Source organism: Blautia marasmi, assembly GCF_900258535.1.
GTDB classification, from domain to species: domain Bacteria; phylum Bacillota; class Clostridia; order Lachnospirales; family Lachnospiraceae; genus Blautia; species Blautia hominis.
In genome coordinates this window covers 4211986-4233460 of sequence record NZ_OIWX01000001.1, presented here as the reverse complement: position 1 = coordinate 4233460, position 21475 = coordinate 4211986, and the positions used below count along the sequence as shown (strand labels likewise).

Sequence of the window (21475 nt, the reverse complement as noted above, 5' to 3'; positions counted from 1 at the left end):
CTGTAACAGACTTTTCCGTCCATCTCCGCCACTTAGTGCCCTGACACCAGTTTCTGAAACTACGAATACGCTCATCCGTTACAGAATATTAGGCTTTCTAAATCCCAAACTCATCAAAAAGTTTCTTCTGATATTCCCGGTCCATTACTGCCCTCCTGATTTCTTTATAAGCCTCCTCCTGGCATGGTTGCTGTAACAATACTTCGATCAATTGGTTTACTCGTACTTCTCCACGTTCTTCCCTTTCCTCCATCATTTCCTCAATTGCTGTACACATATCCACCTCTCCCTTCTCATTTTCTTTCAGCTCTTTCAAGGCAGGAACATTCAGGAATTTTGATACCAGCCAGCCTTTTTTTGCATCCAGATGCATGAACTCATCCTTTCTGGCCTCCAGAAATTCCTTCATCCCTTCTTTATCTTTCAGCAGCGGGAGCAATTCAAAGACCTCCCGAAGCCCCGTCCTGAAATTACTGCTCTCCACTGTACTGCTGCACACCAAGTTGATCCGGTAATCCTGGATACATTCCATCCACGGTTTCAGTTCCGGCGGGATATCCAGCATATCATGAAGACTCAGCGGCCCATCCCAGCTCTGCTCCTCCCCATAATAAAAAACGATCGTGATTCCCGGCAGCAGCCTGTCTTCCCTCTTCATCCCGGAAAGATACTCTGCCCCTTTCTTTAATTTTCCTTCCCCTTTTCTCTCCTTTACAATATGCTCCACCTGCCCCGTATAATCAATGGCATCGTAAAGCATACAGCGGACAGGCATAGCATAATGTACTGTCCTCTGTCCCTCTGCCGCCAGTATAACGGCCAGGCAGCTATCTCCAATCACAGACAGCTTCTGCACATCCCGGATTCTCCGGAGTATCACCCGCCTTCCGCCCTCTCTTCCTGCGCTTACCACCTTTTTCTCATTTTCTTGTTCCAGCATATCCGGCCTGATCACCTGCTTTCCGCCGAACAAGGCGCCGTTAAATAAATCTGCAAAAATCTCGTTATCTGACAGCCCCTCATAGACTTCCTCATCCATTGCTGTCAGCACAATTCCTTTCATAGACCTCCTTCCCGGATAAAAAAGCAAAGATTGAGCCATCAGATCACAACACACTCAGCAATTAATTTGGTAATTGTATTATATACCATAAATATAATATAAAAAACAGCTTATATCAACTATAACTTTGCTAATCACCGCAAAACTCTGTCATTCCCGCCATTTCATCCATATTCAATTTTATACTTTCTGGAACTTTCGGCAGACCTGCCGCAGATTAAATGAATTGCTTTCCAGATAAACCGATTATACCTTCCTTCTTCTAACCTGTCAATCCTGTAAAAATCCACAAAAACGAATCATATCCTCTAAATTTTTTCTCCCGCCTGTGACTGCCGGCAGCTCAGTCCGAACAGTATTTTGTCCGGTTGCAGTTGTGAACAAAAAAAGACCTGCCGCTTCAAATACCCTCCCCGACAGCAGCGGCATTTGAAGCGGCAACTCCAAAGAAACGTATAGCACACTACGCTTTGTTTCGCAAAATCCTGTGCCAGGGTCCAAGCCCTAAACTGACCGAAACCCAAATGGAACTTATGAACGGATTAAGCTCTAGTATTTTTTAACAAGTTTTGAGATCAAGGCTCTACAAGTATTCATTTGGATACAAGCATAAAAATTCTCCGTAACTTCTTTTCCTTGTCCTACCGTTGTAGCGTTATTTGCGTCTTCTTCTGTTTCCCAAAGAACAAAGTCAGTCCAAACTTTATCTTGTAAGTAATGTTCCCAAGAGATAAATCCTTTCGCTTTAGAAATAACTTCATCGTGTAACTTTTTTGTTCGTTCGATAAACTGTTCCTCGCTCACATTTTTCTTGAGTTTATAGCTGAAGATCCATGCCGTTTTCGCCATATAAAGTGTTCTCCTTTTAAAAATCTGATTTAGTAAATCATATCACACTCATGCATGATAAAACAATTCTTTTGTTCTTCAGTTATGTATTCCAGGGAACAAATTTACATATAAAAGGAACTGCACTTCATCTGCCGCATCCTTATCTCCATAATAGGCATACCTGTTCACTGCGCCTATGTGTGCCCCCTGTTTGAAATAAAAATCCACTGCAGGAACATTATTATTCTGACATTCTATTTTTAACTGTATAAGTCCTAAATTCTCTGCCCTATCCTTTACCAATTGAAATAGTCTTTGCCCCACACCACAATGTTTATAACCGGAATCCACACGGATATCCCACAGAACGCCCAAATCTTCCCGCCCTTCCAGCATATTCAGCTCAGACGAATGACTGCACAGCACAGATCCACCCACTGGCCTGTTCCCATCAAATGCCACAAAAAAATTCCAGTTTTCTAAATCAAACTGCCTTTTCCATCTTTTATAATTAGCGTTTTCTGTAAAATCTTTTGTATATGGTGATACTTTTTTCTTTTGAAAGGTAATACCATCCATCCCGTTCCCATTCACCTCATAGATTTCTTTCACTCTTACTTTCATCTCTATTTCATCGTAGACGGAAGCATCGCTTTTGTCTATCTCCACATAATGAATCACAGTATCCTTACCCATGCTTCTCTCCTATATGACTTCTACAGTCTGCGGAACGCTGCCTGTACATATTATAACACTTCCCGGAAATCATCGCTTATATCTGCCGGTTATACTGCCCTCCTGAATCACATGGCCCTTTATGGCATCGAGCAGTTCTTTCCTTCCCGCATCCTTGGGAAGTTTCAAAATACAGTCAAGTGTATAGATGTGAAATACATACCTGTGGGTATTTCTAATAAATATAGGCTGTTTTGGTCCTCGGTATCTGTTCTTGCCATAAGCTGTTCCCTGTACTGCATTGCCCAGTTCCTGCACCACAGGCCCATATGGGATATTCTCCGGTATCTCCTTTTGGGGCGGAATATTCCAGATCAGCCAGTGAGTATATTCTTTTACCATAGGAATGTCCAGATCATTCATAATGATCGCAACAGAAACTGCTTTGGGTGACAAGTTCAAAAGGCAAAAAGGCGGTGAAACATCTTCGCCGAAACCAGTATACCTCTTGGGCATATAACCTTCATCCGAAAACGCCTCACATGTAATCTGTAGTATTGAATCACTATTTTTCATGCACAAATCTCCAAACTGTTTTGCTTATATCTTACCACAAAAGAGTACGGATAAACAACGAGGATTTCCTGTTACTGGACACGGAGTGTACAGTAACCATTTCCTGTTAGAAACCGATGTTTTACACGCCTCTATATAGACAAGACACATCCCGGCTGTTACAATGATCTTATATTATATAAAGGGGGTATCCGTATGTGTGGAAGGACAGCCGATTTCTAAGATCACAAAAAATCGGAGGACGCTATGAAATATATTATAAGAGAAATGTACCCACAGGAATATCCGCTTCTGGCGGAATTTTTGTATGAATCTATCTTCCAGAGAGAGAACGAAACTCCATTCCCAAAAACAATAATACAAAATCCGGAATTGCAGATTTACATTCAGGATTTCGGAACTCTGAAAGATGACTTCTGCCTATGTGCAGAGGTAGACCACAAGTTAGCGGGTGCTGTCTGGGTAAGAAATATTCATGGATATGGCAATATTGATGACGAGACACCGGAATTTGCCATCTCCCTGTTCAAAGAGTACCGGAGCTGCGGCATAGGAACGGAACTGATGAGGCAGATGCTGGAATTGCTTAAAGAAAAAGGCTATGAAAAAGTTTCCCTGTCTGTGCAGAAGGAAAATTACGCACTGCGAATGTATGAACGCCTGGGTTTTAAGGCTGTCATTGACAAAGATGAGGAATTTATCATGGAGTATCGGTTCTAAAAAACAAGTCTAACCAAAGGGACTATCAAAACGAGATAGTCCCTTTTCTATATCCATCAAATCATTTCTTTCCCATCTCACATCAGTTCACCAAATTTACACACTTCCTCCTCAATTTCATCACAGAATCAAAACATTTTCACCACAATTATCCGATATCCTATAGACATAAACAAAGAGACAACAAACATACAAACACAAACAAATAATAATAAATGTAAAATTGAGGAGGAATTCATTATGTCAAACTACTATGATTTTAATTCAGATAACACCAATAACAACGAGCTGTCCCACTACCCGATTCTTTCAGACGGCCCTACAGGCTCACCGGAACCTGATAAAAAGCCATCCAAACGCAGCAGAAACAAGAAGAAAAACCTTGCAAAACGCATTGGTACCCTGACTCTGAGTGCTGTTCTTTTCGGGTCCGTGGCAGCCGGTTCTTTCCAGACGGTCAATCATATTTACACCGCAAATGCGCCGGCGGCTTCCTCCGGTGCCTCAGCAGACAGCAGTGACAGTTCAAGATCCAGCCTTTTGAAAACAACGGCAGTTTCCGGCGGTTCCGGTACGAATACGGGAAGCCTGGATGTGTCCGATATCGCAGCATCGGCTATGCCCTCCATTGTTGCCATAACCAACAAATCCGTACAGGAAGTCCAGAATTATTTCAGCCAGTTCGGATACGGCGGATATCCGCAGACACAGGAGACAGAAAGCCAGGGTTCCGGTATTATCATCGGGAAAAATGATACGGAACTATTAGTTGTGACAAACAATCACGTTGTGGAAAACGCAGATACCCTTTCTGTATGTTTTATTGACAACAATGTACTGGAAGCAAAAGTAAAAGGTACGGACCCGGAGAACGATTTAGCTGTTATCGCAGTACCGCTTGACAGTATTTCCGATGAAACCATGTCAGCGATCGCAGTGGCTAACATCGGTGATTCTGATTCCCTGAAGGTAGGGGAGCAGGTTGTAGCCATCGGTAATGCACTGGGCTACGGCCAGTCCGTCACAACAGGTATCGCAAGCGCTGTAAACCGTACACTTTCCGATTCTTCTTCCGAGACGGGTACCGGCACAGATGACTCCGGTTCCGCAACTTATATCCAGACAGATGCAGCCATAAACCCCGGAAACAGCGGCGGCGCCCTTCTTAACATGAACGGGGAGGTCGTTGGCATCAACTCCGCAAAACTGGCATCCACAGAAGTAGAAGGCATGGGATATGCCATCCCCATGTCAAGAGCCTCTGACATTATCGAAACACTTATGAACAAAACCACCCGTGAAAAAGTTTCCGAAGGGGAACAGGGCAGTCTGGGAATCAAAGGTGCTGATGTTACAAGTGAAGCAGAAGAGATCTATGGTCTTCCAAAAGGTGTGTACATCTCAGAAGTCGTTTCCGGCAGTGCAGCCGAAAAAGCAGGCATCTCTTCCGGAAGTGTCCTGACAAAATTTGATGGTACATCTATCACAGATATCAGCCAGCTCCAGAGTCTGCTCCAGTATTATAAGGCCGGCGAAGCCGTGGATGTGACACTGCAGGTTCCGGGCCAAAACAACAGCTATGAGGAGAAAACAGTCTCTGTCACACTGGGAAACAGCACAGATTCCGGAAACTCACAGGAAGAAAACGCTCCTTCTCCGGCAATGAATAATTTCCGGTAACCGTTTTGGACTTATAATCTAAAAGATGTTATCATACATGAAAAATGACTCACAGCATAGAAAATGGCAGGCCGCGGAATTCATGGAACCGCGGCCTGCCTGTATCCAAATATTTAGAAATTCGACACATAAATATATGCGTCCTCCAATGTCACTTTTGCCGGACTGCATGGCACTTCCGGCTTCACCGGGCTGATCACCCGGACGGTCATGCCATCCTCCAGGATCTGTTTGGAGGAGACATGATATTTTTCTTCCAGCAGGCGCACCTGCTGCTCCTCTTCTGTTTTACATATCCAGGCATGCCCATCTGCCAGTTTGAGCAGCTCTCTCACAGAACCGCTGTAAAGCATTTTCCCTTTTTTCAGCACGGACAACTGGCTGCAGGCTGCCGCCAGGTCCTCCACCACATGGGTGGAAAATAATACGGTCCGCCCCACGGCAAATTCCACCAAAAGATTCCGGATACGGATCCTCTCCTCCGGGTCCAGCCCTGTTGTGGGTTCATCCACAATAAGAAACTCCGGTTCATTTAAAAGTGCCTGGATCAAACCCACTCTCCGTTTCATCCCTCCGGATAATTGTTTCATTTTCTTTTTCTGATGTTCCTCCAGGCTTGTTTTTTTCAGGTAATAGTCAATCCGCTTCCTGCATTCCCCCTCTGCGATACCGGACATTGCCCCCAGATATTCCAGGCACTCCCGGACCGTCAGATTGGGATACAGGGAAAGTTCCTGCGGAAGATATCCTATTTTCTTCTGAATGGAAGGATAATTCCTCTCCTTGTATATCAGATCATTCATCCTCACTTCCCCGGAATCCGGCCCAAGCAGTGTGGCAAGCACCCGCATCAGTGTGGTCTTGCCGGCACCATTTTCCCCAAGAAGCCCATAAACTCCGGATGGAATCGTAAAAGAAATATCGTCCAGGGCCTTTACCCCTTTTTGAAACGCAACCGTTACATTTTCTATCTGAATTGACATATACTCACCTACACCCTTTCTTCTTTCTAACTGTGTGTCTGCCAAAATCACCAACTGCCCAAATGCAGACCGCTCCAATAACAAGTGCTGCTGCTTTTCCACTGAGCCAGCTCATATCTCCGGCCTCCATGTTACTGCCTCCGAAGGCAAAGATCTGAAGAAAAGCCGGCAGTTTTACCGCGTTGCTGGATATGAGGAAAAACCAGAGGACAGCCGAAGCCCCCACTGACCCCCAAAGGCTGCCTGTGATCTTTGTAAAAAATACAGGGACAGCCTCAAACATAACAATACTCGCGGCTGTTGCCGCCATAGCGGTTAAAAACTGGCTGAGTTCCCTTCCTGCTATAAATGGTTGCTGTAGAAGATAAAACATACCATACCCCGCCGCTGCCACGCAGAACAAAAATACAAACTGTACAGCGAAACGCCGCATGATCGTTCTCCTTTGCATCTTTCCCGGTTTGATAGCCAGGATTTCCCAGGCTCCTCCGGGGATTTCCTGATAACAGGTATCTGCACACAGGACAAGTGTCAGTAGAGCAATATAGGTATCAATCGTAGGCCCAATCTCATCTACAGCAGAAACTCCCCTGACAAGCGCCAAAATGAAGATAAAGAAAAAGGCACAGATCATTTTGTAGGGCGGCAGACATATTTTAATCTCTTTCATTTCTATACCCTCCTTTTCTTCCAAATCTTTATACACCCCCAAATAACTCCTGCTGCCGCAAAAAGAAGCAGGGTTTGGTTCATAACAGCCAGGGGCGGCGGGGAAGTGTCCAAGAGCAGCCCCGGAAAACGTACGATGATAGCCAGCGGCCTTCCGTAATATCCATACTGTCCATCCGGTCCGATACTCCCCATATTTGAATAAACCATGTAAAGGATCAAAAGCGGTGTGGCCGGAAGCGGGTTTTTAAATATAAATGCCGTCAGGGCATATACGCAGATGACCATCAGCAGATTTGGCAGGATATAAACAATTGCCGCTCCGAATAAATCCCACACAGCTACCGGAAATCCCTGGTTTTTTCCATTCTGCAGACATAAAAAAGTGAAAAAGGATGTGATGAGAGCAAGAGGCAGCAAAAGTGCCAAAAAACCTCCCGCAATTTTCCCTAACACATACTGCCACGCCAAAACAGGTTTCGTATGGAGAAGCTCATAAGTGTTTTTTCTTGTATCCTGCAGAAATAAAAATGCCATTAACACAGCGGAAAAAAATACGAAGAACAGTCCTGCAAAATCCGCGAATTTTCTGGCAAAATATTCGGAATAACGCATCTGCCCGAATTTTTCTTCCATGTACGCGTTAACTTCCTCTGCGCTCCCCTGTCTAAGCTCTGCCTCCTGTAAGTAATAATCCGTGTTGGTGTAGCTGTAATGGTCAATCAGATAAGCGCTAATTTCGTCTTGCTTGTATTTCTCTTTCAGAAACATTTCTGTTATCGCATCGGTCTCTTCCTTGCTGACATCCAGTGATTCCCTGAGTTCTCTGCAGATATCCGGCAGGGCCAGCTCAATCTGCTCCTCCTCTGTTGCCGGCAGATATCCGTCCATAATATCTGCATCTGCTATATTTTTCAGCCTGGCAGATGCAACCTGCGCGTCATTTTCCCAGTAATGCAGCTTCAGATAGGGCTGCAAGATCTGAAAAAGTCCAAAAACGATCAGCAGGATTCCCGCATAGTAGATCGGATTTTTCAAAAACCCTTTCAGCTCTTTTTTGATTATAACCTTCATAATGCATTCCTCCTTGTTATGCTTTGATCATAAACTATAAATAACAACAAAAAGGCCGGAATTTCTTCCGGCACTGCATAATTTCTGTCTCTATTCTATTCTCTGCACATGAAACCCCGCCTTTACATAGGCACCGCCTATATCGGCACTGCCTAAAAGCAGCTTTCCTCCATGCTTTTCACAGTATAATTTGCTCAAATACATGCCAAGTCCAAAATGTTTCAGATCATCTGCCAGGTTATCATGATAGAAAGGTTTCGTGATTTCGTCCTCCTCCCCGTGGAATCCCACCCCGTCATCCCCAAGGCAGATAAAGAGCTTATCTTCAGAAACCTCCAGAGAAATAAGGATCATATGCCTGGCATACCGCACCGCATTTCCCAGAAGATTTTCAAAAACCTCACAGATGACAGAATAATCCCCCAGAAAACTCTCCGGTATATTCTCTGTTTTTATCACGGCCCGGCAATCTTCCCTGTCTGCCAGAACCTTTGCCGTATTTTCCATATACCGAAGCAGGACTGCCGTTTCTATTTTCTCATAATGGATCTCTCTATCTTCAATCCCTGACAGCCGCCGCATCTGCTCTACAAAAGCATTCATCCGGTCAATCTGCTGCATGCCGGACTGCAGGATCTCTTTTGTATCCTGCTCACTTAACTGTTCGCCCGGCAGAAATTCCATAAGGGTCTCCTGATATCCCCGGAGCACGGCAAGGGGGGAACGGATATCATGTGCAATGACAGCCTTCAGAGTCCGCTCCTGCTCCACCATGTTCCAGAGTTTCTTGTTATTTTCCTGGAGCTGGGAACGCATCCGGTCAAACTCACGGCAGAGCTGTCCCATCTCGTCTTTTTTCCTGTAATGCACAGGGAAATCCAAACGGTTTTCCTGTATCTTCCTGGAACCCTCTGTGAGAATTTCGAGAGGTTCTTTGATCTTATCCCTGTAAAAACAGAAAACTGCGATAATGCTTCCCGTCATGGGAAGGACCAGCATGGTCCAGGTTTCAACCGCATCGCAGATCTGTGATATGATATAGTCCCGGTAAACCATATCCTTTTTGTCAGGTCTTTTCACTTCGGCAGTATATCCGTACCCCACTTCATGACCCGACAGTATATCACGGTCCGTATATTGGATCCATATGTGTTTCTGCGTCTTTTCTGCTGTCAGGATAATACCTGCGGAGATAAAAAACGTAAGTATCAGTGCAGCAGCCACATAGAGTATGATCGTTTTCCTGAGCGAAAGATTTTTTATTTTTTCCATCGGTACCCACTTCCCCATACGGTTTCAATATACTCTGTCCCGGTATATTCCTCCATTTTTCTGCGGATCCTTCTGATCAGTTCCGTGATCACCCGGCTGTCTCCCTCCGCATCATAGCCGCATACTTTTTCGTAAATTCTTTCTTTGTCAAATACCTGTCCGGGATTCCCGGATAAAAATTCTACGATATCATATTCCAGCTTTGTCAGTTCCAGTTCCCTGTCTCCAAACATTGCTTTCCTGGCACTGTAGTCCAGCAGCAGTCCCTCTTTGTATTTTAACCGGGTCTTGTGCCGGTTTCTCTCCTCCCGCTTTATATGCGCCGTGATTCTGGCTTCCAGTTCCTTCAGGCTGAACGGTTTGAGTATATAATCATCTCCCCCCGCCAGAAGGCCGTTTACCCTGTCCTGCTCCTCTACCCTGGCAGTGAGAAACAGGATCGGACAGGAGACCAATTCCCGTATTTTTACACACAGCTCCATGCCGTCCATGCGGGGCATATTGATATCCAGCAGGATCAGATCCGGGACATCCTCAATTTTCTCCAACGCCTCCATACCATCCTCTGCAAGCAGAATGCGGTATCCTCTTAAACGGAAATAATTCTCCAGCATTTTAAGAAGGGCTTTATCATCATCAACAAACAGTAATTTATACATATGTCCTATCTTTCCAGTCAGAGTTCATAAAATTCGATGCTGCTCCTGATTTTTACGAACATGCTGCTGCATCCTTTCCTAATACCAATCTTTAACTGGGATTATACTATAAAAATTTGTGATATACAAATTAATCTTACCTGAAATCCTCTTGCATTTTGAAAACAAAGTGCTATAATATTTCATATGGAAGCATAGCTCAGCCGGGATGAGCGTTCGCCTCACACGCGAAAGGTCAGGAGTTCGAGCCTCCTTGCTTCCATTTCTTTTTGGGGATATAGCTCAGCTGGGAGAGCGATACGTTCGCAACGTATAGGTCACGGGTTCAAATCCCGCTATCTCCATAATTTCTTTTTCACATCCCATAAAATAGCAGGATTTCTTCTGCTTTTCATAAAAACTTTACTCTTTTCACACAAATATCACCAACCCTTCACATTTTTTCCAAGAAATGGTCATAATTACCATATATACTCTTATTATAAAAAGAGTAAAGGAGGCTTAACACATGATAGGAACTTTAATGAATAACGGCCGCACCTGTGTTCTCAAAGAGAATGGCGGCAGCAAAAAGATACCCGTTCATCCGGAACAATATGTGTATGTGCAGGTCTCTAATGCGTGGATACCTGCCATACTGAAATATTCCGGTGAACGGCAGAACTGGTATTTTGAATACCTGCCCAAACTGCCGGTGAACGGCTGCAGGGTTATGACTAAGTAAAAACAGGATACGCTAAGATAAACCGGGGGCTGTCGGTTAATACCGATTTTTAGTCCTTTACCCCAAAATAGGAAGATCCCGTAGGATCAGGTACTTTTCAGCACTTGATCCCTACGAGATTTTCCTATTTTTACTAATGATACTTATTTTTTTGTTGCCCTAAAACAGAAGCTGAGGTATAAAGCCGGCTATGATACAGACCAGTTCAAAAGGCGTTCTGAAGATTTTTTCATACCCCGACGTGAATTCAACTCATCCCCGATAGCGCTGTTTCATTTCTTCGCCGGACAAAGTGCCCAGCTTTCCTTCATCCATTGTTCACTTCCATGTACAGTAAAATATGGGACGTGTTCAAGCCATGATCAAAAACTGCTTGAAATTGACAAGCATTATCATATTGTCTATAATACTTTTATTACACACGTAAGATTTATGGAGGGATTTATCATGGCTACCTTACCGCAAATATCTGAAGCCGAATTTGAAGTTATGAAAATCGTATGGAAATATGCGCCGATCAATACCAATGAAATAACCGAAAAATTATTAAAAACTACAGCCTGGAGTCCAAAGACAATATATACTCTGATCAAACGTCTCGTAACTAAAGGAGTCCTATCCTACGAAAAACAGGGAAGGGTATTTGTTTATACGCCGTTAGTACAGGAGCGCGAATACATCATTCAGGAAAGCGACTCCTTTCTGGATCGTTACTATGATGGAGACATTACCAGTATGCTGTCTTCCTATCTTGAAAACGATAAACTGTCCGAAACAGAAATAAACTCGCTTCGCTCCCTCCTTTCCAAACGGCATTCTATATCTGTTCAAACGTCAGGAGACGGTTGCGGTTCTTGATGAAGCAAAACCAGGAGATATAAGTAAAATGATCAGATAAATGTATCGTCATACGTGATCCTTTCAAGCCAACTTTGCGCACAGGCCACGGCACCGGGCAATCTTAGATGCCATGTTGCTGTGCAAGCAGGTTGGAATGTCTGTGTATAAGTTAGGCTAATTGGTAAAACCATCTCTTTTTCCAGTATCCGTTCCAAATAGGTTTCATCCACAAGATTGTGGATGCGCATTTAGAAGGTAAAACCAAAGCTGTCATTCATTTTCCATTGAAAAAACCATGCTCTGAACTCTCTCTTGCGGGATAACCGGACTTCCAAATGGGCGCATGGCGAGCGCCATCAATTTCATAGGGTTATCATCGGCGGCAACACGATTTGAACTCAACTTTCCGCAAATCGTGCAACGATGAATAATTGCCCATTCGCCGCTTTTCCTGACCCATACACCGATTGGCTCCATGCGGCCATGGCAGTCTGATTCACGATCCCCCGGCTCGTTATCCAAGTGGACGCTATAAAGGCAGTTTGGACAATGGTTTCTATGATTACTGCCAGCTCCGCCAGAAGCCACGGGCCATCCACACGCTTTGCAAGTAAATGCATCTGTGCATGGGTGTGCCCGAAAGTATTTTTTGTCATATTTCCGCTTTTTATTTTCTCTGTTCACGATAATAACCTCCAACATCGCCTTGGCCGCCCATAGCCTTTGTCAATTCTTCCATTTTTTCAATTGGAAACGGCGGAACGGCCAACGCACTTGAAGCAATCGATAATACTTTGAGCGGACTATCATCTTCTGACATTCGTGTAATATTCAATTCTCCACACAGTCTGCACCGTTGAATAATATCCCATGTTCCATCTGGCTTTACCCAAATACTGATCGGTTCAAGTGTACCTCCACATTCAAAACCATCTTTATCCGCCGCATGAATACTGGAAAGGCAATTCGGGCAATGTTCCCAGTCACTATATACTTCGTTTTCAAAGTGTGACCAACCGCAGACTGGACACTTGTATATCTGGTATTCCTTTTCCATCATGGCTCCTCCTCAAAAAGTCTTCGGACTTTCTCTTTCAATTCGACAGCAAATCTTCTATTCAGTTCGATAAATATTTCTCGTTCTTTCTGTGTCCAACTCAGAAATATCTGATTTTCAATCTCAATGAGCTTCCCTACCGTCTGGGCAATATATGCTTCTCCTTTTTCGGTAAGGGTAACACAGGTATTTCGCCCTTTACCGGATGTCAGGTATAAAAGTTCTTCCTTTTCCATTTTGCGGATGGCCGAGTTGACCGTGGAGCGTTTCATACCGGTCTTTTTATACAAAGCACTCTGATTACAGCCACTGCCTTGATTACAGATTACATACAAAATATCCAACTCACTGTCGGTCATTCCCATTTTTAGTGCCGCCTCATGATAGATGCTGTCAATATCTCCACTAATGCTGCTAAATTCCTTTAATTCCACTTTCATCATCATTTCTCCTCACCAATCTGCTATGACAGGTTCACTTCATGTACTATTTCGTACATTAAATATATTAGTACGATTTCGTACATCTGTCAAGTCTCTTTTTTGATTATTCTGAAATCAGATTAACAGAAGCGCGCGGACCTGTTATTCTGAAACCACGGCAGAAAAGGCCTTACTACAAGAAGTGAAACGAATAGAAGCAAAGTCTGACACACCCGGCGCACCATGCGTCTGGTCTGTCAGTCTTTTTATTTTGTCGGGAAAGGAGGTTCCGGATACTTCCTGCTGATCAAAGCGCTGATGGAAATGGTCGGTCTTGACAGCCTTGCGGATTTTGTCCGTATGGCGGAACAGGCGGGAACGCTTGTAACCGAATACATGAAGCAGGGCAACAGTACGCTGTAGAGATTTCTCGCGGATAGCGAAGAATAGGCCTTATGAATGGTGCGACTCTACCGTATTAGGCGGAGACAAACCAACAGCCACTTTTTTTATTGGTAACGTATTTCTTTACCAATATTGTATTCTTTTCCTCTTTTGTTATAATGGTTAATGATCTTTAACGAAAGGAGTTACCCCATGTCAAATCATTCCGTAACCATTGATACAGCTTCATGCATTGGCTGTGGTTTATGTGCCGGGACATGTGCCGCACATAATATAGAGGTAAAAAACGGAAAGGCGAAAACCATACTGGAGGACTGCGTCCTGTGCGGACAATGCACTGCAGTGTGTCCCAGAGAAGCCGTCACGATCAGCGGCTATGACGCAAAACCAATCGCTAAAAAAGGAACCGTGCGCCTGGATCCCGATGAAGTCCTGGACGTTATCCGTTTCAGACGCACGGTCCGGCAGTTTCAAAAAAAGGAGATCCCCCAGTCTGTGCTGGAACAGATTCTGGAGGCAGGCAGCCTCACACATACTGCTAAAAATATGCAGGATGTTTCCTTTGTTGTCCTAGATAAAGAAAAAGACACGGTGGAACAGATGGCTGTCCGCATTTTTAAAAGGCTCAAACCCATTGCGGACTTATTCAGCCCTATGGCAAGGCTTAATAAAATACACAAACATTTTTTCTTCTTCCAGGCCCCTGTTGTCATTGTCATTCTGGCAAAAGAGAAAACAAATGGGATTCTTGCAGCACAAAATATGGAGTTTGTAGCAGAGGCCCACGGACTGGGGGTGCTGTTCAGCGGATTTTTTACTTCTTCTGCCAATCTCTCACGGAAGATCCAAAAAACACTGCAGGTTCCCAAAGGAAAAAAAGTGGCTGCTACCTTGGTGTTAGGTTATCCCGGGGTAAAATTTCTCCGCTCCGCTCAGCGTGAAAAACCGGATGTCAAATATATGTAGAGGGTAACTGTTCAGTACCCTGACAGTTACAGGCAAAAATCTATGCAGAATCGCCTTTGGCGATGGAATTTTTGCTTGGCTGCGGAATGCTTTCTTACGGTCAGCGCAGTGAATGCGCAGACCTACTGAATAGTTACTGTAGAGGATCAGAAAATGGAAAAAGAATGTGAAGCGCGTTTACAGGATATTGTCTATGGTTTTCGGAATTGCAGAAAAGCATTTACCGCTATCGGTGATGAGACAAGACAGCTGATACTGCTTGTACTTTTGGAAAGTGACTTATCCGGCATCCGGGTTGGGGAGATTGCAGAGAAAACACATCTGACAAGACCATCTGTATCCCACCATCTGCGGATTCTAAAAGACGCAGGAATCGTCAATATGAGAAAAGAAGGAACAAAAAATTATTATTATGTCAGTTTGGATGAAACCCAATGGAAGAATATGACCGATTTGATCAATCTTATATATGAGAGTATCCGTCATATCCGCTGAATATATCTCAGAGAGGAAACGATTATGATATTATATTTTTCAGGAACAGGCAACAGTGCCCATATCGCGCAGAAAATTGGTGAGAATATATCCGATGAAACACAAGATCTGTTTAATAAAATCCGTGACCACGATTTTTCCCAACTGCATTCAGACACTCCCTGGGTGATCGTCTCTCCTACCTACGCATGGCGTATTCCCCGTGTTCTGCAGGAATGGCTGACTAAAACAACGCTTACGGGAAACAGGGATATTTATTTTGTCATGACATGTGGAAAAAATATAGGAAATGCCGGTGTACACATAAAAAAATTATGTACATCCAAAGGTTTACATTATAAAGGATGTGCAGCGGTGGTCATGCCCGAGAATTACATTGCCCTGTTCAGCGCCCCTGCAGAGGGCGAGGCACGTGAAATTATCCGCCGTGCTGAAGAGAAGATAAACAAGGTATCCCTTTTGATCAAAAATAAAGAAAAGCTCTTACAACCTGCCGTCACTTTTAAGGACAGAATAGAAAGCGGGGTTATAAACGATATATTTTACCCTGCCTTTGTACATGCTAAAAAATTTTACGCTACGGATGCCTGTATTTCCTGCGGCAAATGTGAAAAAGTCTGTCCCATGAAAAATATCACGCTGGAAAAAGGAAAGCCTGTGTGGAGTGATCACTGTACACACTGTATGGCCTGTATCTGCCGCTGTCCCACTGAAGCAATCGAATACGGAAAGCACACCAAAGGATTGTCCAGATATGTTTTTTCGGAAAAATGATAAAAAAATAAAACCTTTTTCTTCCTTCCCGGGTTATATATAATGGAAGACAGGAAGGGGGGAGCCTATGGATGACAGAAAAATGATCAAAGAAATACAAAACGGCAGAAAAGAATACCTGAATCTGCTGGCGGAAAAATATTACGACGACATTTACCACTTCTGCTGTTACCAGACCGGCAACCCCGATTTTTCCTATGATCTGGCGCAGGAAACTTTTCTTCGTTTCATACGCTATGTGGACAACTACCGTTATAAAAATCTGAAAGGCTATCTTCTTACCATAGCCAGAAATGTCTGTTTTGACTATTTCACCGGGGAAGCTGCCTCTCACCGTCATCTTACCTTTTCGCCTCTGGAAGAATCCGCCCCGGAAGATCCGGCCGTCCGATGTGCTGACAGCTCCGGGATACAGGACGATCTGCTGGGGGCTGTTATCCGGGAAGAACGTTCCAGACAGTTGGTGCAGGCGCTTATGAAACTGCCGGATATCCAGAGGGAAGTTATTGTCCTTCACAGTCTCTACGGCCTGAAGCACAGAGAGATCGCGCAGATTACCGGCACCAGTCCATCCACGGTGAAATCCCGGATGAAGCAGGGCATGGAAAAATTGAAGCGCACATTAAGGAAGGAGGATTTCTATGGCTGACACGAAAATACCCGTACCACCCATCCCCGTAAACCGGGAAAAAAAAGAAGCTTCCCTGAAAACCGTCCGTGCTGAGATAGACGCATTAGATCTGAAAAGACAGATATCCATGCCAAGGCTGCTGCTGGACCAAATACATTATATATCTTTGGAATACTGGATCATACAGTCTTTCTTTTTGATCGCTGCGGTTGTCCTGCTGACCTGTTTTGGTTCTCTGATAAAAGGCAGCGAAAATATTCTGCCGCCTGTCTGCGCCCTTTCTTCGGGTCTGGGTCTGGCGGCTGTGCTGGAACTGGCCAAAAGCCGATCCTGCTGTATGGCAGAATTGGAACAGAGCTGCTGCTTTAACCTGGGACAGATCTGGGCGGTGAAACTGGTTTTTTCAGCGGGTGTCAACTTATGTATTCTGACTCTGCTGCTTTTCGGTATTCGGGATCAGGCAGGGTACAGCATTTTTGCCCTCTGTCTGTATCTGCTTGTCCCATTTATTTTTTCCCATGTTTGCTATTTTTTCCTGTTGTCAGCAAGAAGGCTCTCCTCCCAGAAAATGATCCTGAGCGGAACCCTTTTGCTTGTCTTCCTGTTTTCCCTGTTTCCCGCAGCCTTTCCGAAAGCATACCAAAGCCTCTATCTGCCCCTATGGGCCATGGCACTGGCAGTCGGAATTGTGATTCTGGCCATAGAGCTGCACAGGCTGTTTTACAGTTTAACCACAGGAGGTAAAGAATTTTGCTGGAATTAAAAGCACAAAATGTCACAAAGCATTATAAAGAAAAGACAGCCGCAGACCATATCTCTTTCACACTGAAAAACGGTGTGTACGGACTTCTCGGGGAAAACGGCGCAGGCAAGACTACACTTCTGCGCATCCTCTGCGGTATTCTCATGCCCGAAAAAGGGGCGGTAACACTGGACGGCATTTCCATCCATAAAATGGGGACATCCTACCGCACCCTGCTGGGATATCTGCCCCAGAATTTTGGCTATTACCCGGACTTCACAGTGAAACGCTATTTACTCTATCTGGCATCCCTAAAAGCACTTCCCAGAGAACGGGCACTGACCCGATATAGGGAAATGCTGGAGCTTACAGGACTCCAAGAGGAGGAAAAGCGGAAGATCAAACATCTCTCAGGAGGCATGATACGAAGGCTGGGGATTGCCCAGGCCCTGCTCAATGACCCGAAGATCCTGCTGCTGGATGAACCCACGGCAGGCCTTGACCCAAAGGAACGCATCCGTTTCCGAAATATCATCAGCTCTCTTGGACATGACCGGCTGGTGCTCCTCTCCACTCATATTGTGTCGGATGTGGCAAATGCTGCTGACAGGATACTGATCATGCGCAGGGGGAAGATCATAGAAGATCAGACACCGGATGCCCTGATCCAGACGGCCTCCGGACATGTATGGGAAGTTACAGCCTCCCCCCGGGAGGCGGAATCCATTCAGAAGCAATTTCCTGTGTGCAATGTGAGGACAGAAGGAGAAAACCTGCGGATACGCATTCTCTCCCGTAATTGTCCATCTCCACATGCCAGCCAAGTACAGCCTGACCTGGAAGACGCTTATCTCTATGTCACAGAAAACAGGGAGGTGTGCTGATATGCTGTTCCGAAATGAATTGTACAAGATCTGTTCCAGGAAAATACTTATGATCGGAGCACTGCTGGGCTTTTTATTCATGGCAGCCTATGTTCAGATGTCTGCCCTTGGCACAGAATTTGTTTTTGATAACGGTACCTGTCTGAGAAGAACACAAGCCATTCAATATGACCGGGAAATCGCCCGCCGCTACGCAGGCCCCCTGACTCGGGAAAAGGCGGAGGCTGTCATAGAAGAATTTGGCTGGCATATAAATGATAATGATCTGGATACAAAGGATACAGGCGATACTGCACCTGGCTATTATGCCAATTCCACCAGCCGCTTTGTGACCACCCGCCTTTCCAACTCCAGATCCCAGGGGGGTGTCCCCACTGCCCTTGCCGGTACGGACGACAAGTATGCCGCGGAAATGATGAGCGGAGAATATGTATACGGCTATATCGGCGGCTGGGACAACACCTTCAGTGAAACGCATATGATGATCCTCTGGATCGTCTCTGCGCTGGTGATCATTTCCTGTGCTCCTGTCTTCTCTGAAGAGTACGCGGGACAGGCGGCCGATATTCTGCTGACCACACAAAACGGAAGGACAAAGACAGCGGCTGCCAAGATCCTTGCAGCATTTGCGTGGGCAGGCGGCATATACCTTCTGTTTACCCTGCTTCTTACAGGGGCCTTTCTGTCTATTTACGGCAGCGACGGCCTTGCGGTCAGCGCAGGCCTTTCTTTTCCCGACTTGATCACAGGCAATCTATTTTGGAATGGCGACCCCAAAAGGACCACCGGTGCCGTACTGCTGGTTTATCTGCTGGCAGGGCTTTTTTCTGTTCTCGTGACTGCTGCCATAACGCTGTATATTTCCTCTGTAAAAAAGAGCTCTTTTTCCACTCTGCTTTGGTCCGCTGCTGCTTATCTGCTCCCTGCAGCCCTTTACACCGTTTTCCTTGTGGAAATGAGACCCGGCAGGATCGTAATGCTGCTCCGGATGCTGTTCAATTGTCTTCCGTTCTTCCTGCCGCTCCATGAACTTACCTCCGCGCCCTTTGCTTACCGTTTGGGCAGCTATCTGATCTCAGGCATTATTCTGGTCTTTGCCTGCCTGTTCGGATGCAGGAAATACTGCCGCTATCAAGCGGGAAAATAGACTCTGCAGAGTTTCCACGTACAGGCATGGCCGCTGTCTCCAAAAAGTCTTTGGTACGTTCCCATGCAACAGACAACGAGTCCGGCAAGCCGGACTCGTACGCGAAATGGCAACAGTTCAGAAAGGCTGAACTGTTACGCGAAATGATCCTATAATGGTTATTGTTCTTCCAGGATCAAAAGGTTCCATTTCGGTAAGAACAACTTTTCCCCTGCCCTCTTGGTCTCCCCTGAAAACAGCTCTGTCCATGTTCCATCCGGGCACACAGCCTCCTGTTTCTCTCCGGAATAGTTGAGGAAATAATACACCTGTTTTCCCATTTGGTTTCTGCCGCCCCGCACAATGACCGGGAATCCGCAGGAACCTGGATTCGGATGGATCTGGCAGTCATTTAAAAGTTCTCCCAACAGCTTTTTTAGCAGTTTTGGGCTGAACATACATCCCAGGTACACAGCTTTTCCTTTGCCGAACGTATTCTCTGTGACTGCGGCATACTGGCCCCAGTTGTCATGCACATACCGGAGGACCGTCTCTGCCCCCTTTGCCTGAATACATTCCATGAATACCTCTGCTTCCTCTTTCTCCTGTCTGCTGCAAAGTCTGCCTTCCAGATATGTATCCTCCGGGTATGTAAACTGATTATACAGGATCCCAAAGCATTCAGACAGGATATGAGGCTGGGAATCATGGTAAACTTTCACATTCTCATTGGCATAAGCAGTCTTGAACGTACCCAGAAGACATCCGCCGTTCTGCGTAAATTTTCTGATCCTGAGAAGCGTCTCCTCCGACACACAGTAGAGCGCGGGAAGGATCAACATCTTATAATCTTCCAGATTTTCCGCCTCCGGCGACACAAGATCACATTCCACATTCATCTCATAGAGGGCATCATAAATCCAGCGCACCACATCGTTGTAGGATTTCTTCTGCTCCGGACTGCCGTGGATCGGGAACCATTTCAGACCTGACAGCGCTTCATTGCTCACCATAATGGCAGCCTTATTCTCTTTTTTCAAATGGAGCAAATGGCTTCCCAGACGCTTCATTTCATTTCCGATGACCACTGCTTCCCGATATGTCTTGTTCTCAGCAAAATCATGGCTTAACAGCCCCCTCCAGTAAGTCTCAAAGGAATTGTGGATGGAGTGCCAGTGCCAGTATTCCACGCAGTCCGCTCCGCCTGCCAGATGGGAAAATGCCTGCAGCCTGAGCTGCCCGTCATAAGGCACCCACTGGGTAAAGCCCTGAGCCTCGGTCTCCAGCACATAGTAGTTGTCCTGCTTTAAGGAACGTGTCAAATCCCCGCCAAAGGCGATCTCCTTCCCCGTCAGCTTTGACTGGGTCGGATGATAGATATCACACCCTGCAACATCCAGGCATTTGGATACATGGAAATGATTTACCTCCGGCTGTACACCAAAGGAATGGTTCCTCCACTCAAAATCAAAGTTATGTGTGATAAACTGGTCTTCCCTCTTATATTCCCCTACAAGGGCTGCCTGCCAGGACAGAAATTCCGTCACCAGGCCCCGCTGGAATTTTTCAAATTCACAGCCCAGACTGCCGTTGATCGTCCCTCTCACATCGGGAAAATCCTCCCAGGAATGCAGGGCATTGCTCCAGTAATTCATGCCGAATTCCCGGTTCATGGCTTCCACATCACCTTGGAATTTGTCTTTCAAGTAAGCAATAAATGCCTCCTGTACGCGTTCCCCTGCGGTCCCGTAATATTTTGTCTCATTGTCAATCTGATAGCCTATGACACACGCTCTGTCCTTCACATGATCCATCAGTTCTCTTATGACACGTTCACTGTAAAACAGATAATGGCGGTTGGTGATATCCATGATCTGTCTTGCCCCGTAGATACCCCGGCCCTGTTTTGTCACTGCCATCACATCCGGATGCTTTTTCTCCATCCAGGCCGGAATGGCATAGGTTGGCGTGCCCACGATCACGTGAATACCGGCCTCCTCCATGGCATCCAGAACCCGGTCAATATGGTAAAAATCAAACACTCCATCCTGGGGCTCCAGTGTGCTCCAGGTAGATTCCGCGATCCTCACCAGATTGATCCCTGCCTTTTTCATCATTGCAACATCTTTTTCCAGTCTGTCATAAGGCATATATTCATCATAATATGCCACACCGTAGAGTAATTCATCCATATATTTTCTGCTGTC

25 protein-coding genes and 2 tRNA genes are annotated in these 21475 nt (G+C 45.4%); 14 read left to right on the top strand and 13 right to left on the bottom strand.

What is annotated here, in order from left to right; translation table 11 throughout:
- Positions 1–97: 97 nt before the first annotated feature.
- From C6P39_RS18365 to C6P39_RS18350, 4 genes are all read right to left on the bottom strand, one after another.
- Positions 98–1063: a hypothetical protein gene (locus C6P39_RS18365; RefSeq protein WP_104804750.1), complete on the bottom strand. Its 966-nt coding sequence runs from the start codon at positions 1061–1063 to the stop codon at positions 98–100.
- A gap of 549 nt (positions 1064–1612) precedes the next feature.
- Positions 1613–1912, bottom strand: a complete 300-nt coding sequence (locus C6P39_RS18360) for a hypothetical protein (protein WP_065542615.1) — start codon at positions 1910–1912, stop codon at positions 1613–1615.
- 78 nt (positions 1913–1990) lie between these two features.
- Positions 1991–2590, bottom strand: a complete 600-nt coding sequence (locus C6P39_RS18355) for a GNAT family N-acetyltransferase (RefSeq protein WP_104804749.1) — start codon at positions 2588–2590, stop codon at positions 1991–1993.
- Positions 2591–2659: 69 nt separating this feature from the next.
- Positions 2660–3145 (bottom strand): YbhB/YbcL family Raf kinase inhibitor-like protein, encoded by a 486-nt coding sequence (locus C6P39_RS18350; RefSeq protein WP_104804748.1) that lies wholly within the window; start codon positions 3143–3145, stop codon positions 2660–2662.
- 246 nt (positions 3146–3391) lie between these two features.
- Here C6P39_RS18350 and C6P39_RS18345 point away from each other — a divergent pair, with 246 nt between their 5' ends.
- Together C6P39_RS18345 and C6P39_RS18340 are read left to right on the top strand one after the other, a co-directional pair.
- Entirely contained in the window at positions 3392–3865 is a 474-nt protein-coding gene (locus C6P39_RS18345; RefSeq protein WP_104804747.1) for a GNAT family N-acetyltransferase, read from the top strand.
- A 240-nt stretch (positions 3866–4105) separates the two neighbouring features.
- Positions 4106–5545: a S1C family serine protease gene (locus C6P39_RS18340; protein ID WP_104804746.1), complete on the top strand. Its 1440-nt coding sequence runs from the start codon at positions 4106–4108 to the stop codon at positions 5543–5545.
- A gap of 113 nt (positions 5546–5658) precedes the next feature.
- On the opposite strand, the gene C6P39_RS18335 is transcribed toward C6P39_RS18340, so the two are convergent.
- The 5 genes from C6P39_RS18335 to C6P39_RS18315 form a co-directional block, all read right to left on the bottom strand.
- Entirely contained in the window at positions 5659–6528 is an 870-nt protein-coding gene (locus C6P39_RS18335; protein ID WP_095170836.1) for an ABC transporter ATP-binding protein, read from the bottom strand.
- A 4-nt stretch (positions 6529–6532) separates the two neighbouring features.
- Entirely contained in the window at positions 6533–7198 is a 666-nt protein-coding gene (locus tag C6P39_RS18330) for a hypothetical protein (RefSeq protein ID WP_095170838.1), read from the bottom strand.
- A gap of 2 nt (positions 7199–7200) precedes the next feature.
- The gene (locus tag C6P39_RS18325) at positions 7201–8271 is read right to left on the bottom strand and encodes an ABC transporter permease (RefSeq protein ID WP_104804745.1); all 1071 of its coding nucleotides are present in this window, start codon (positions 8269–8271) and stop codon (positions 7201–7203) included.
- 90 nt (positions 8272–8361) lie between these two features.
- Positions 8362–9543 carry a HAMP domain-containing sensor histidine kinase gene (locus C6P39_RS18320; protein WP_158661615.1) on the bottom strand — a complete coding sequence of 394 codons (1182 nt, stop codon included), beginning with the start codon at positions 9541–9543 and terminating at the stop codon, positions 8362–8364.
- A complete protein-coding gene (locus C6P39_RS18315) occupies positions 9531–10202 on the bottom strand; it encodes a response regulator transcription factor (RefSeq protein ID WP_095170846.1) in 672 nt (223 codons plus the stop codon). Before C6P39_RS18315 ends, C6P39_RS18320 begins: the two co-directional genes overlap by 13 nt.
- Positions 10203–10390: 188 nt before the next feature.
- On the opposite strand from C6P39_RS18315, the gene C6P39_RS18310 reads away from it, so the two are divergent.
- The 4 genes from C6P39_RS18310 to C6P39_RS18295 all read left to right on the top strand — a co-directional run bounded on the left by C6P39_RS18310 (position 10391) and on the right by C6P39_RS18295 (position 11784).
- A tRNA-Val gene (locus C6P39_RS18310) sits at positions 10391–10464 on the top strand.
- A 9-nt stretch (positions 10465–10473) separates the two neighbouring features.
- A tRNA-Ala gene (locus C6P39_RS18305) sits at positions 10474–10546 on the top strand.
- 164 nt (positions 10547–10710) lie between these two features.
- A complete protein-coding gene (locus C6P39_RS18300) occupies positions 10711–10926 on the top strand; it encodes a hypothetical protein (protein ID WP_018596279.1) in 216 nt (71 codons plus the stop codon).
- Between the two features lie 447 nt (positions 10927–11373).
- On the top strand, positions 11374–11784 hold the full coding sequence (locus C6P39_RS18295; protein ID WP_104804743.1) for a BlaI/MecI/CopY family transcriptional regulator: 411 nt from the start codon (positions 11374–11376) through the stop codon (positions 11782–11784).
- Between the two features lie 252 nt (positions 11785–12036).
- Here C6P39_RS18295 and C6P39_RS28540 read toward each other — a convergent pair whose 3' ends face one another.
- Genes C6P39_RS28540 through C6P39_RS18280 form a run of 3 tightly spaced genes read right to left on the bottom strand, consistent with a single transcriptional unit; the run spans position 12037 to position 13263 of the window.
- Positions 12037–12468: an RNHCP domain-containing protein gene (locus C6P39_RS28540; protein ID WP_334293904.1), complete on the bottom strand. Its 432-nt coding sequence runs from the start codon at positions 12466–12468 to the stop codon at positions 12037–12039.
- A complete protein-coding gene (locus tag C6P39_RS18285; protein ID WP_242987076.1) occupies positions 12434–12826 on the bottom strand; it encodes an RNHCP domain-containing protein in 393 nt (130 codons plus the stop codon). Before C6P39_RS18285 ends, C6P39_RS28540 begins: the two co-directional genes overlap by 35 nt.
- Entirely contained in the window at positions 12823–13263 is a 441-nt protein-coding gene (locus tag C6P39_RS18280) for a MarR family winged helix-turn-helix transcriptional regulator (RefSeq protein WP_158661614.1), read from the bottom strand. The genes C6P39_RS18285 and C6P39_RS18280 overlap by 4 nt, the downstream gene beginning before the upstream one ends.
- Before the next feature lie 225 nt (positions 13264–13488).
- Between C6P39_RS18280 and C6P39_RS18275 the strand changes: the two genes are divergently transcribed.
- The 8 genes from C6P39_RS18275 to C6P39_RS18240 all read left to right on the top strand — a co-directional run bounded on the left by C6P39_RS18275 (position 13489) and on the right by C6P39_RS18240 (position 19289).
- Entirely contained in the window at positions 13489–13668 is a 180-nt protein-coding gene (locus C6P39_RS18275; protein WP_104804739.1) for a hypothetical protein, read from the top strand.
- A 174-nt stretch (positions 13669–13842) separates the two neighbouring features.
- Positions 13843–14616 (top strand): nitroreductase family protein, encoded by a 774-nt coding sequence (locus C6P39_RS18270; protein ID WP_095170854.1) that lies wholly within the window; start codon positions 13843–13845, stop codon positions 14614–14616.
- A 153-nt stretch (positions 14617–14769) separates the two neighbouring features.
- The gene (locus C6P39_RS18265) at positions 14770–15111 is read left to right on the top strand and encodes an ArsR/SmtB family transcription factor (RefSeq protein ID WP_104804738.1); all 342 of its coding nucleotides are present in this window, start codon (positions 14770–14772) and stop codon (positions 15109–15111) included.
- A gap of 24 nt (positions 15112–15135) precedes the next feature.
- A complete protein-coding gene (locus C6P39_RS18260; RefSeq protein WP_104804737.1) occupies positions 15136–15885 on the top strand; it encodes an EFR1 family ferrodoxin in 750 nt (249 codons plus the stop codon).
- Positions 15886–15952: 67 nt separating this feature from the next.
- Positions 15953–16534: an RNA polymerase sigma factor gene (locus C6P39_RS18255; RefSeq protein WP_104804736.1), complete on the top strand. Its 582-nt coding sequence runs from the start codon at positions 15953–15955 to the stop codon at positions 16532–16534.
- The gene (locus C6P39_RS18250; RefSeq protein WP_104804735.1) at positions 16527–17279 is read left to right on the top strand and encodes a hypothetical protein; all 753 of its coding nucleotides are present in this window, start codon (positions 16527–16529) and stop codon (positions 17277–17279) included. The genes C6P39_RS18255 and C6P39_RS18250 overlap by 8 nt, the downstream gene beginning before the upstream one ends.
- Complete coding sequence (locus C6P39_RS18245; RefSeq protein ID WP_104804734.1) at positions 17267–18142, top strand: ABC transporter ATP-binding protein; 876 nt, start codon at positions 17267–17269, stop codon at positions 18140–18142. Before C6P39_RS18250 ends, C6P39_RS18245 begins: the two co-directional genes overlap by 13 nt.
- Position 18143: 1 nt before the next feature.
- Entirely contained in the window at positions 18144–19289 is a 1146-nt protein-coding gene (locus C6P39_RS18240; RefSeq protein ID WP_104804733.1) for an ABC transporter permease subunit, read from the top strand.
- A 158-nt stretch (positions 19290–19447) separates the two neighbouring features.
- Here the strand turns inward: C6P39_RS18240 and C6P39_RS18235 are convergent, their stop codons facing one another.
- Positions 19448–21460, bottom strand: coding sequence for a beta-galactosidase (locus C6P39_RS18235; protein WP_104804732.1), 2013 nt, complete (start codon positions 21458–21460; stop codon positions 19448–19450).
- Between the last annotated feature and the right edge of the window lie 15 nt (positions 21461–21475).